This is a genomic window from Flavobacterium sp. ov086 (assembly GCF_900187965.1).
Taxonomy (GTDB): domain Bacteria; phylum Bacteroidota; class Bacteroidia; order Flavobacteriales; family Flavobacteriaceae; genus Flavobacterium.
The window spans coordinates 136,576-148,583 of the sequence record NZ_FZNL01000006.1; the positions used below are offsets into that span (position 1 = coordinate 136,576).

Annotated in this window: 9 protein-coding genes; 1 reads left to right on the plus strand and 8 read right to left on the minus strand. The window is 34.3% G+C overall.

The annotated features are described in order from the left end of the window. Positions 1 to 403 precede the first annotated feature (403 nt). From CHB81_RS09025 to CHB81_RS09060, 8 genes are all read right to left on the minus strand, one after another. A complete protein-coding gene (locus tag CHB81_RS09025) occupies positions 404 to 2,023 on the minus strand; it encodes a UxaA family hydrolase (RefSeq protein ID WP_089351570.1) in 1,620 nt (539 codons plus the stop codon). Positions 2,024 to 2,025: 2 nt separating this feature from the next. Beyond that, a complete protein-coding gene (locus tag CHB81_RS09030; RefSeq protein ID WP_089351571.1) occupies positions 2,026 to 3,492 on the minus strand; it encodes a tagaturonate reductase in 1,467 nt (488 codons plus the stop codon). A gap of 218 nt (positions 3,493 to 3,710) precedes the next feature. Then, complete coding sequence (locus tag CHB81_RS09035) at positions 3,711 to 4,382, minus strand: bifunctional 4-hydroxy-2-oxoglutarate aldolase/2-dehydro-3-deoxy-phosphogluconate aldolase (protein WP_089351572.1); 672 nt, start codon at positions 4,380 to 4,382, stop codon at positions 3,711 to 3,713. A 10-nt stretch (positions 4,383 to 4,392) separates the two neighbouring features. Beyond that, a complete protein-coding gene (locus CHB81_RS09040; RefSeq protein WP_089351573.1) occupies positions 4,393 to 5,415 on the minus strand; it encodes a sugar kinase in 1,023 nt (340 codons plus the stop codon). Positions 5,416 to 5,540: 125 nt separating this feature from the next. After that, entirely contained in the window at positions 5,541 to 6,947 is a 1,407-nt protein-coding gene (gene uxaC / locus CHB81_RS09045) for a glucuronate isomerase (protein WP_089351574.1), read from the minus strand. Between the two features lie 22 nt (positions 6,948 to 6,969). Next, positions 6,970 to 7,761, minus strand: coding sequence for a gluconate 5-dehydrogenase (locus CHB81_RS09050; RefSeq protein WP_089351575.1), 792 nt, complete (start codon positions 7,759 to 7,761; stop codon positions 6,970 to 6,972). Between the two features lie 5 nt (positions 7,762 to 7,766). Continuing rightward, on the minus strand, positions 7,767 to 8,606 hold the full coding sequence (kduI, locus tag CHB81_RS09055; RefSeq protein WP_089351576.1) for a 5-dehydro-4-deoxy-D-glucuronate isomerase: 840 nt from the start codon (positions 8,604 to 8,606) through the stop codon (positions 7,767 to 7,769). 85 nt (positions 8,607 to 8,691) lie between these two features. Further along, positions 8,692 to 10,161 (minus strand): MFS transporter, encoded by a 1,470-nt coding sequence (locus CHB81_RS09060; protein WP_199232481.1) that lies wholly within the window; start codon positions 10,159 to 10,161, stop codon positions 8,692 to 8,694. A gap of 432 nt (positions 10,162 to 10,593) precedes the next feature. On the opposite strand from CHB81_RS09060, the gene CHB81_RS09065 reads away from it, so the two are divergent. After that, complete coding sequence (locus CHB81_RS09065; RefSeq protein ID WP_369597374.1) at positions 10,594 to 11,550, plus strand: alpha/beta hydrolase; 957 nt, start codon at positions 10,594 to 10,596, stop codon at positions 11,548 to 11,550. The last annotated feature ends 458 nt before the right edge of the window (positions 11,551 to 12,008 follow it).

The following is a 12,008-nucleotide window of genomic DNA, read 5'->3' on the forward strand; positions in this document are numbered from 1 at the left end:
TTACCATTAAGAGATTAAGAAAAATTAAGCTTTACTTCCTTTAACTTCATTTCACTATTAAGACATTAGAAAATTAAGCATTACGCTTAATGAAACTTAATATCTTAATGGTGACAAAAAGAAAAAAAATACGCTCATTGTTAAATGAGCTTATTTTTACTTAAGTAAATATAAAACCGTGCCTTAAAAAATAGCCACGAATTCACGAATTATTCTAATTTATTACGCGCAATCATTCGTGAATTCGTGGCTGTTTTTAAGACATCCTATTAATCTTTTTATGCCGATAGCTATCCGAAAGTAGAAAAATAAAACCGTCGAGCTTAATTTTTCTTAATCTCTTAATGGTAAAAAAAATAAGCTCATTGTTAAATGAGCTTATTTAATTTATATGGTAAACTTTTTATAACGAAACTCCTCTTTTCCAAGGAATAAATACATCTTGTTTCAACTGGTCTGCTTTTGTTTCCACGTTTCCGCTCGCCAATTCTATAATGTAATCTACTATTTCTGCTCCAACCTCGGTAATGGTTTTTTCACCAGTAATCACCGTTCCGGCATTTACATCGATAATATCAGACATTCTATTAATTAATGCCGTGTTCGAAGAAATTTTTACAACGGGTGCAATCGGATTTCCCATCGGATTTCCTAAACCTGTGGTAAATAAAACAACTGTTGCGCCCGATCCCACCAATCCTGTGGTACATTCTGCGTCATTTCCTGGAGTATTTAAAAGATTTAATCCTGGTTTTGAAATATACTCTCCGTAATCTAAAACATCTACAACAGGTGAAGTTCCGCCTTTTTTAGCTGCGCCAGCAGATTTCATTGCATCTGTAATTAATCCGTCTTTGATGTTTCCCGGAGATGGATTCATATCAAACCCTGAACCTGCATCTACAACTGATTTTTCAAAAGCTTTCATTAAAGTTAAAAACTTATCTGCTTTTTCTTCGTCCACACATCGGTTCATCAATTCTTGCTCAACGCCACATAATTCCGGAAACTCTGCCAAAATTGTTTTCCCTCCCAAAGCTGCAAAAATATCTGAAACAATTCCTAATGCCGGATTAGCAGAAATTCCTGAAAATCCGTCAGACCCTCCACATTCTAAACCAATACTTAGCTTTGAAAGAGGAGCAGGTTTGCGTTCAATTTTGTTGGCTCTTTTAATAGCTTCATAAGAATCTTTAATCACCATTTGAAACATTTGATCAGTAGTTCCAATTTGTTGTTGCTCATAGATCAAAATTTCTTTATCACTATTCGGACTCATTTCTTTCAATGCCTTTTTAAAAATATCAACTTGCAAATTTTGGCAACCTAAACTTAAAACAGTTGCACCTGCAACATTTGGGTTGTTCACATATCCTGCAAGCAGTTTTGCCAACAATTCTGAATCTTGTCGAATCCCTCCACAACCACCTTGATGATTGATAAATTTTACTTCGACGTTATTTAAAAGATTTTCATTTAAATTTTTATCCGAAACTTCTTCTACGCTTTTTTCTTCAATTAAAGAGCGCAACAAATTTTTATAAGAAACTTCTTTTTTGGGCATTAATTCATTTTCGAAAATATCTTTCAGTTTTTCGATATTTTTGTTTTCACAAAAAACCAATGGAAAAAACAACCAAACGTTTTTGGTTCCAACTTGTCCATCAGTACGGTGGTATCCGTTGAAAGTTTTGTCTTTCCAACGATCTACATTTGGTGGAGTCCAACCTAAATTTCCGTTTTTACCAAAAACTTTTTCACTTTGATGTTTTACATTTTCGGTGGTAATTACTTCTCCTTTTTTTATAGGTTTAGCAGCTTTTCCAACCAAAACACCATACATTATAATATCATTACCAATTGTAAAATCTTTCTCTGCGATTTTATGTTTTGCTTTAACATCAGTTGTTGGTGAGACGGTAGTTCCTTCAAACATAATTTGTTCGTTTTGTACCAAATCGGTTAAAGCGACAATTACGTTATCTGCCGGGTTGACTTTTATTAATTTTTTTTGAGTTGCCATGATTAAGCGTTCTGAGTTGTAGTATGTAATTGTTTTTGAAAATTAGCAAAACCTTTTTCAATTCCGTTTGCATCAATTTCCTCCAAAGCTGTTGTAATTGCTTTTGTTAAGCCCGGAATTAGCGTTAAATCTTCATCCCAGAAACTTTTATTCTGCAAAGTAAGTCTTGCAATTTTATTATAATCATCAGATTTCCAAAGTCCGTCAAAGAAAGTTACAATATCTTCACTATCATTTATGGGTAAACTTTCGCCTTTCCAGATTCCTTTATAAAAACGAATTAAAGCCGCAAATGCAAACGTTAAATGAACCGGAAGTTTATGATGAACAGCAACATATCCGGTTAAACTTGGCAAGACACGTACTTTGAATTTCGAAACTGAATTTAAAGCAATAGAAGACAATAAATGCTTGATGAACGGGTTTCTAAAACGGTCTAATATTTCTTCGGCGAAACTTGTTAATTCCGCTTTATCCATGTTTAAAGTTTCATTAATCTCCTCAAAAACTGCCTTGTTTACAAATTCTCCTGTAAAGGCATTATCAACAGTTTCTTTGACAGTTTCATTTCCGTAAAGTAACGAAAAAGGAACCATTGCAGTATGTGCTCCATTCAAAATTCGGACTTTACGTGTGCGATACGGCTGCATATCAGCCACTATTTTTACATCTAAATCTGTTTTTTCAAACGGAAGTTTCGCTTTCAATTTATCATCACCTTCAATTACCCATAAAAAGAAACTTTCTGCGCTTACAATCAAATCATCTTTATATTCTAACTGACTGTTATATTCTTCAATCTGATCTTTTGGATATCCAGGTACAATTCTATCCACCAAAGTATTATGGAAAGAACAATCATTTATCAGCCATAATTTAAAATCAGATTCCAGATTCCAATCTACACAATATTTCAGAACAATTTCCTTCAAAGTATCTGAGTTGTAATTTATTAACTCACATGGAATAATTGTCAGCGCTTTTGATTTATCACCTTTAAAATACTTAAATCTTTCATATAAAAGTACGGTTAATTTTGCAGGAAATGAAACTGGAGGCTGCATTGTTACGCAATCAGATTCAATATATTCGATACCGGCTTCTGTTGTATTTGAGATTATAAAAGCCAACTCTTCTTCTTTGGCTAAAGCCAAAAATTCCTGAAAAGAAGCATAAGGATCAACCGCTTTTACAATATTGGTGATTAACTCTTTTTCCTGAATTTCTTCGCCCTTTTTAACTCCTTTCATAAACAAAGTGTACAAACCGTCCTGAGCATTTATCATATTGACCAAACCTTTATCAATAGGCTGTACAACAGCAATTCCGGCATTAAAATCTGCTTTTTGATTTAATTTCTGAAAAGCAAATTCTACAAAGGCTCTTAAGAAATTACCTTCGCCAAATTGCACTATTTTAATTGGAAGTTTCTTTGAAAATTCCGTGTTTGATCTGTTTATTTTTTCCATTATAATTTCTTTAAAGCGTTATAAATAATCACAATAAATACCTTATTCGTTTCTTTATCAAAGGATTTCTAACTTGTAAAAGAGACATTACACTTGTTTATGATAAATAGAAACTTGTTGTGAGGAATGACAAGTATTATTTTTTCAAGCGTAATGTTCAATTACAATCTAAAATCTAAAAAAAACGCAATTAAATAAGGAATTGGCATGATTACTCCTTATTTATTTTTAATATTATTTATGATGTCAAGAACCTGACTTACTTTCGTTTTTAATCCTTGAAAATCATTGTTATCCAGAATATCTTTTGATATTAATTGCGATCCGATTCCAACACAATACGCACCAGCACTAAACCAAGAAGTCAAACTTTCTACTGTTGGTAAAACACCGCCCGTTGGCATAATATTCGTCCACGGACACGGACCTTTTATAGCTTTTATAAACTCAGGACCATAAATATCTCCGGGGAATAATTTTACAATTTCGCATCCTAATTCTTCGGCTCTGGCAATCTCCGTTAGCGTGCCGCATCCCGGTGACCATAATACTTTACGGCGATTACAGGCAATTGCAATATCTTCTCTAAAAACTGGCGTTACAATAAAATTAGCCCCCAAACTCATATACAATGACGCTGCAGCAGCATCTGTAATTGAACCAACTCCCAGAATCATTCCCGGTAATTCGGCCAAAGCATATTTGTTTAAAGCTCCAAAAACTTCGTGTGCAAAATCACCTCTGCTGGTAAACTCCATTAATCTCGCACCACCATCATAACACGCTTTCAGCACTTTTTTGCTAATTTCTAAATCTGAATGAAAAAACAACGGAACCATTCCGTTTTTCTTCATTGTTAAAGCCACTTCTATTCTTGAATATTTTGCCATATATTATTAATTATCTTGATACTAATCCTGCCGAATTACCATCAATCATATTTTCAACTTCTTTTAAGGTTACCAAATTATAATCGCCTGCGATGGTGTGTTTTAAACAACAAGCCGCAACTGCAAAATCTAATGCTTTCTGATTGTTATTTTGATATTCTAATAATCCGTAAATCAATCCTCCCATAAAAGCATCCCCACTTCCTACCCGATCTACAACCGGAGTAACTTCTTTAATTCCTGCATGATAAATCATTTTTCCATCAAACAAAACACCACCAATTCGTTGATGCGAAGCACTTACAGAATAACGTAAAGTCGTCGCAACCGTTTTTAAATTCGGCATCAAATCAAACAATTTTGAGTACAAAACCGGAAGCGATTTTTCGTCCTGATAATTCGGATTTACCTTCGGAATTCCCAACATGAAATAAGCGGTATCAATATCTCCCAAAATAACATTGCTGTATTTCAACATTTCCGGCATCACATCACTTGGAGTTTTGCCATATTGCCACAATTTTGATCTGTAATTTAAGTCGCATGAAATCGTGATTCCCAGTTTATGAGCCACTTTAATAGCTTCTAAACAGGCTTCGGCAGCCGTTTCAGAAATTGCCGGAGTAATTCCGCTCCAGTGAAACCAGTTTGCACCTTCCAGAACTTTTTCCCAGTCAATATTTCCTTTTTCAATAGTTGCCATTGAACTGTGTGCACGATCGTAAACGACATTACTTCCGCGAGTTCCTGCACCGGTTTCCAAAAAATAAATTCCTAAACGTTCGCCTCCATAAATGATATTTTTGGATTCGACATTCATTTTTCTCATTTCTTTTAAAGCCGAAATACCAATTTCATTTTCAGGTAATCGTGTTACAAACTCCGCATTTAAGCCATAATTTGCCAAAGACACACAAACATTAAATTCTCCGCCTCCATAAGAAGCTCCAAATGCTGTAGATTGTGAAAAACGCAAATGCCTTTCCGTCGAAAGACGCAACATAATTTCTCCAAATGCAACTACTTTATTCATATAAATATTTTTTTGCCACAGATTCTAATGATTAAGAAAATTAAGCATGCTAAAATTCTTTCTTCTTTCCTCTATATTCTTTCCTCTATATTCTTTCCTCTTTCTTCTTTCCTCTTTCTTCTTAACTAAAATTTGAAATACTCTTTTGCGTTGTTGTATGAAATATCCTGAACCATTTTTCCAATCCATTCCATGTCATTTGGAAGCTCACCACGTTTGATTTCGTCTCCCAAAAGATTACATAAAATACGTCTGAAATATTCATGTCTTGGGAACGATAAAAAGCTTCTTGAATCTGTCAGCATTCCAACAAAACAGCTAATTAATCCCATGTTTGAGAGCGCGTTTAACTGCTTTGTCATTCCGTCTTTCTGGTCTAAAAACCACCATCCTGAACCAAATTGTACTTTCCCTTTAACACTTCCGTCGTTGAAATTTCCAATCATCGTCGCCATCACTTCATTATCAGACGGATTCAGGTTATAAATGATCGTTTTTGTCAATTTATCTTTACTGTCTAATGCGTTTAAAAAGCTCGATAATTTTTGTGCCTGCGGAAAATCACTAATAGAATCCCAACCTGTATCTGGTCCTAAAATTCTGTGCATACGCGCATTATTATTTCTTAAAGCACCTAAATGAAACTGTTGTACCCAACCAAACTCATGATACGTTTGGGATAAAAACAACAAGATTGCACTCTGAAATTTCAGTCCTTCTTCAGGGGTTATATTCTGGTTTTCTCTTTTCTTTTTGAAGATCGAATTGATTTCACTTTCGGTAAAATTCTCAAAGTAAATCTGGTCTAAACCGTGATCACTAAGCTTGCAGCCATTTTGATTGAAATACTCCACTCGATTTTTTAACGCATTGCATAAATCAGCATACGTATTAATTGCAATTCCGGACACATCCCCTAATGTGTCCAGATATGCATTATAACCATCATTAGAAATTAAGATGGCTTTGTCAGGTCTGAAAGCCGTACTCATTTTAACTCCAATTGGATTTTTTATCAGTTTCTGATGAAACTCTAAACTATCAATTGGATCTTCGGTGGTACAAACTACTTCAGCATTTACTTTTTTAAGCAGGTTTTGCGTGCTATAGGCTTCAGAATTAATTTTTTCTGAAGTTTCGATATATATTTTCTCTGCCGATTTTTCGTTTAATAAATCGTATATATCAAAATAACGCGCCAATTCTAAATGCGTCCAATGATACAAAGGATTACGCATTGTATAAGGAACGGTTTTTCCCCAGTTTAAGAACTTCTCTTTATCTGATCCGTTTCCGGTAACAAATTGTTCATTAACACCCAAAGTACGCATTGCGCGCCATTTGTAGTGATCTCCATTTATCCAAACCTGCGTGATGTTGTCAAAGATTTTATCCTCGGCAATAAACTGCGGATTCAAATGATTATGGTAATCTATTATGGGTTGATTTTTAGAATAGTTATGATATAATTCTTCCGCGAATTTATTTTCAAGTAAAAAATTATCGTTTATGAAACTTTGATTTGCGCTCATGATTTTTAATTATAATTGAGAATTATGCCTCGTTTGATGGTTTGCCAATTGTTGCCAAAATTCCGCCATCGACATACAAAATATGACCGTTTACAAAGTCACTTGCTTTTGAAGATAAAAATATGGCTGCTCCGGCTAAATCACTTGGATCGCCCCATTTTGCAGCGGGAGTTCTACTAATGATAAAATCGTTAAACGGATGTCCGTCAACTCTTATCGGTTTTGTTTGTTCGGTAGCAAAATAACCGGGACCAATTCCGTTGATTTGTACGTTGTATTTTGCCCATTCCGTTGCCATGTTTTTGGTCAGCATTTTCAAACCGCCTTTTGCTGCAGCATAAGCACCAACGGTATTGCGGCCTAACTCACTCATCATTGAACAGATGTTGATTATTTTTCCTTGTCGTCTTTCGATCATTCCTTTGGCAACATGTTTTGAAACGATAAACGGAGAAACCAAATCAATGTCAATTACTTCTTTAAAATCGGCAACTTCCATTTCGATTAATGGAATTCTTTTAATGATTCCGGCGTTATTAATCAAGATTGCAATTGGTCCAACTTCACTTTCAATTTTCTGAATTGCGGTAATAACTTCTTTTTCATCGGTTACATTAAATTTATAACCAACTGCATTTATTCCTTCACTTTGAAGTTCTTTAACAGCATCATCAATTTTTTGTTGAGAAGAGTTTCCGTTTACGATAATTGTTGCTCCAGCTTGACCTAAACCTTTTGCCATTGCCATTCCCAATCCGTGTGTACTTCCTGTAATCAGGGCAATTTTCCCTTTTATATCAAATAAATCTATCATGATTCTTATCTTAAATCTGTGATTTTACAAACATCCATATCTCCGTAATCCAAGTTCTCGCCTGCCATTCCCCAGATAAAAGTATAATTCGAAGTTCCAGAACCTGAATGAATCGACCAAGGCGGAGAAATCACTGCCTGATGATTGTTCATCCAAATATGTCGTGTTTCCTGAGGCTGTCCCATAAAATGACAAACCGCCTGATTTTCCGGAATGTCTAAATAAAAATAAACTTCCATACGACGATCATGAACGTGCGCCGGCATTGTATTCCAAACACTTCCCGGTTTTAGTTCCGTCATTCCCATTTGCAATTGGCAAGTTGTTACAACGCTGCCAATAATCATTTGGTTAACGGTTCTGTGATTTGCCGTTTCCATAGTTCCAAGTTGTAATTTATTGGCTTCAGCCAAACTCACTTTTACCGTTGGATACGCTGTATGTGCGGGAGCGGAATTAATATAATATTTAGCAGGATTCTTGCTGTCGTCACTTTTAAAGATTACTTCTTTGTTTCCGCTGCCGATATATAAGGCATCTTTAAAATCAAGTTCAAAAGATTTTCCTTCGACAACAACAGAACCTTTTCCTCCAACATTAATAATTCCTATTTCTCTTCTTTCCAGAAAATAACTTGCTTTAAGCGGATCGATACTTTCCAAAACTAAATCCCCTTTTACCGGAACTGCAGATCCTGCAATATATCTGTCGTAATGAGAATAGGTTAATACAATTTCATCTTCCTGCATAAGATCCTCAATTAAGAATTCATTTCTTAATTCCTGAGTATCATATTTTTTAACAGCTTCTGGGCTTGACGCGTATCTTGAACTATATTTTGTCATAATTTTATTTTAATGTAATCGATTGCACAAAATTAGATTTTTATTTTAAAATACCTTTTAGTTTCCTCAAAAAAAATTGAAAATCTTATAAATCTGTGATTGGGCGGTATTTTGGAACTAATACTTTCATTACGCACCAGCCTGTTAAGTAACAAACGGCACAAATAGAGAAAATGATAAAGTATCCGGCTTCAATTCCTTTAAAGCCCATGAAAACCATATTAGTTTCTTTTGCATGATCGAACAATAAACCCGAACCTTTGTTGATTAAAGTAGAACCAATACCTCCGGCTAAACCACCAATTCCTGTAATTGTCGCAATCGCTTTTTTAGGAAACATATCTCCAACTGTAGTAAAAATATTTGCCGACCACGATTGATGCGCCGCGCCTGCAATCCCAATTATAATTATAGGAAGCCAATAACTATAATGACCTAAAGGCTGCGCAACCAGCGCCAATAAAGGGAAAAACGCAAAAATTAACATTGCTCTCATTCTTCCTTCGTACGGGTTCATTCCTTTCTTTTCAACAAAATAAGTCGGAAGCCAACCTCCAATAATAGAAAGCAAAGTGATCATATATAATACAAACAAAGGCAAAGCAGCTTGTGTAGAATCCATTCCATAAACAGAGCTTAAATATGCCGGAGTCCAGAACAAAAAGAACCACCAAACGCCGTCTGTCATAAATTTACCAAAAGCAAAAGCCCAGGTTTGTTTGTATTTAAAACAATCCACAAAAGAGACTTTGGTCTTAGTGTCTTTGATATAACCAACTAATTTACTGTCAGCAATATCGTCTTGTTGAATATACTCTAATTCGGCAGCGCTAACTCGTGGATGTTTCTCTGGTTTATCGTACATAAAAACCCAAAATCCCATCCAGACAAAACCAAGCGCACCGATGATAATAAATGCCATTTCCCAGCCAAAAGCTTCAGCAATAAATGGTATTGAAATTGGTGCTGCCAACGCGCCAACAGTAGCACCGGCATTAAATATACTAGTTGAAAATGCTCTGTCTTTTTTAGGAAAATATTCGGCTGTTGTTTTGATCGCCGCAGGAAAATTTCCGGCTTCACCAATTGCCAAAACAAAACGGGCAAAAATGAACAATGTAACACTTACATTAATCACCATTCCGGTATCTTTTACCAAGTGAATTGCATTTTTTGCTCCTTCAAAACCTACAAACCAGTTTCCTGTAATGATTCCGGCAGTTGCAATACCACAAAATGCATGCAAACAAGCTCCAAAAGACCAAATCCCGATCGCCCAAAGAAATCCTTTTTTAGTATCTAACCAATCCACAAAACGTCCGGCAAACAATAAAGAAACCGCATAAAATATAGAAAACAATGCCGTAATATTTCCGTAGTCATTATTAGTCCAATGAAATTCAGGTGCAATGAAATCGTTCCATGTCAAAGAAAGCACTTGTCTGTCTAAATAATTGATTGTGGTTGCAAAAAAAAGCAATGCGCAAATGCTCCAACGGTATTTTCCTGTAGTTTTTTTGGTTTCGCTCATAATAACTGCATGTATATCACTCATGGTAATGGTTTATTATAAAATTTGTGATTTTTGGTCTTTCGATTTCATTGTTTCTTCAAAGAATCATTAAATCCAACAGATTCAAATTCAATAAAAAATCAAATAATGTAATCGATTGCACAAATATACTTTTAAATCTTTATATTCCAAATAAATTATATAAAAAATTAATTTAAGTCCATAAATAAACACATCGTATAAAAAAATTAAACCATAATTACATATTAAACAATATATTTGTTAAATCTATATTTTACAAAAACACACCATTTATCCTCGAAAAGCAGTGCTGAAATCAAGCCTTTTACAAGCTCTGTTTGATTTGTTTTTTAATATTCGGAAAATGAATTTATTTTTAAAGATTTTACAACTTAAATCAACTTTTATAAAGTAAATTACAACCCGATTACAACAACCTTAAATACTTTTAAATTGAAAACTTCAAGAAACCGCCTTTCTAAAAAAGCATTATTAATTCCGATACTGTTTTTAGCGCTTATGAATTCCTTACAAGCACAAAATTCTCAACCAATACCACTTTGGGATAAAGTTCCAGGAGAAATCGAAGATTTAAATTATCGGGAAAATGTTGGCGTAAACATTTCGAGTGGAAGAATAGAAAGTATCAGTTTGGTTAAAACTCCAACTTTAACTGTTTTTCTTCCTAATGAAACAAAACCTAATGGAACCTCTGTAATTATTCTTCCAGGCGGAGGATATCAGCATTTGGCTTATGATAAAGAAGGAGTTAAAGTAGCTGAATGGTTTAATAGTTTAGGTATTACGGCATTTGTTTTAAAATACCGTTTGCCGAGTGATTTAATCATGAAAAACAAAAACATTGGACCATTACAAGATGCTCAGCAAGCCGTACGCTATGTGAGAGAAAATGCTGAAAAATGGAATATTGACCCGAAAAAAATTGGTGTATTAGGATTTTCTGCCGGTGGACATTTAGCATCAACTTTAGCAACGCATTATGATGATAAAGTATATGAATCAACCTTAAAAGTAAGTGCTCGTCCTGATTTTTCTCTTTTGATTTATCCTGTAATTTCTATGCAAAATGACATTACACACAAGGGTTCTCAAACTAGTTTATTAGGCAATAATCCTTCGCAGGAATTAATTGATTCATTCTCAAATGAAAAGAAAGTAACCGCACAAACACCACCAACTTTCCTAATTCATGCAACAGACGATAATGTGGTTTTACCAGAAAACTCAATTAATTACTACCTAGCACTTAAAAAAAATGGAGTTTCTGCAGAAATGCATATATATGAAAAAGGCGGACATGGTTTTGGTTTAGGCATTAACGATACCAGTAAATATTGGACCAGAGATTGCGAAGAATGGCTTAAAGCACAAGGATTAATCAAACAATAAGCTCTTGAAAACATAACTATATAAGAGTAATCTTAGCCACTAATTTCACAAATTATCACGAATTAAATTAGTGGAAATTGGTGGAATTAGTGGCAACAATTTTGCACAAATAATAATCCGTAAAATCATTTTATCCGATAGCGATCGGGAGTGGCTAAAAATAAAAAAGGGTTTTTAGAGTCAGTTAAAAAACCAAATCTAAAAACCCGATAAAAATTAGACAGTCTTGTACTCTTGCAAATTTATACAAACCTACCCACGATCAAATGAATACGCCCAATTTTCATTGTAATAAAAAATTGTTTCTCCAAAAACAGTTTTAACCATAGAATCGATATCAAATTTAAAAAAGGCAAAAACCATATATCATTTTATTTCTATAGTACAAATCTACATGCAACTTTTATGAATTCATTACGGCTTTCCTCATTTTACTAAAAAAAAACCTTTTTTCATCT

Excerpts from the sequence above, each read along its gene's own strand:
- CHB81_RS09060 (WP_199232481.1), bottom strand. The coding sequence starts at position 10,161 with ATGAGTGATATACATGCAGTTATTATGAGCGAAACCAAAAAAACTACA.
- CHB81_RS09050 (WP_089351575.1), bottom strand. The coding sequence starts at position 7,761 with ATGATAGATTTATTTGATATAAAAGGGAAAATTGCCCTGATTACAGGA.
- kduI (WP_089351576.1), bottom strand. The coding sequence starts at position 8,606 with ATGACAAAATATAGTTCAAGATACGCGTCAAGCCCAGAAGCTGTTAAA.
- uxaC (WP_089351574.1), bottom strand. The coding sequence starts at position 6,947 with ATGAGCGCAAATCAAAGTTTCATAAACGATAATTTTTTACTTGAAAAT.
- CHB81_RS09035 (WP_089351572.1), bottom strand. The coding sequence starts at position 4,382 with ATGGCAAAATATTCAAGAATAGAAGTGGCTTTAACAATGAAGAAAAAC.
- CHB81_RS09025 (WP_089351570.1), bottom strand. The coding sequence starts at position 2,023 with ATGGCAACTCAAAAAAAATTAATAAAAGTCAACCCGGCAGATAACGTA.
- CHB81_RS09030 (WP_089351571.1), bottom strand. The coding sequence starts at position 3,492 with ATGGAAAAAATAAACAGATCAAACACGGAATTTTCAAAGAAACTTCCA.
- CHB81_RS09040 (WP_089351573.1), bottom strand. The coding sequence starts at position 5,415 with ATGAATAAAGTAGTTGCATTTGGAGAAATTATGTTGCGTCTTTCGACG.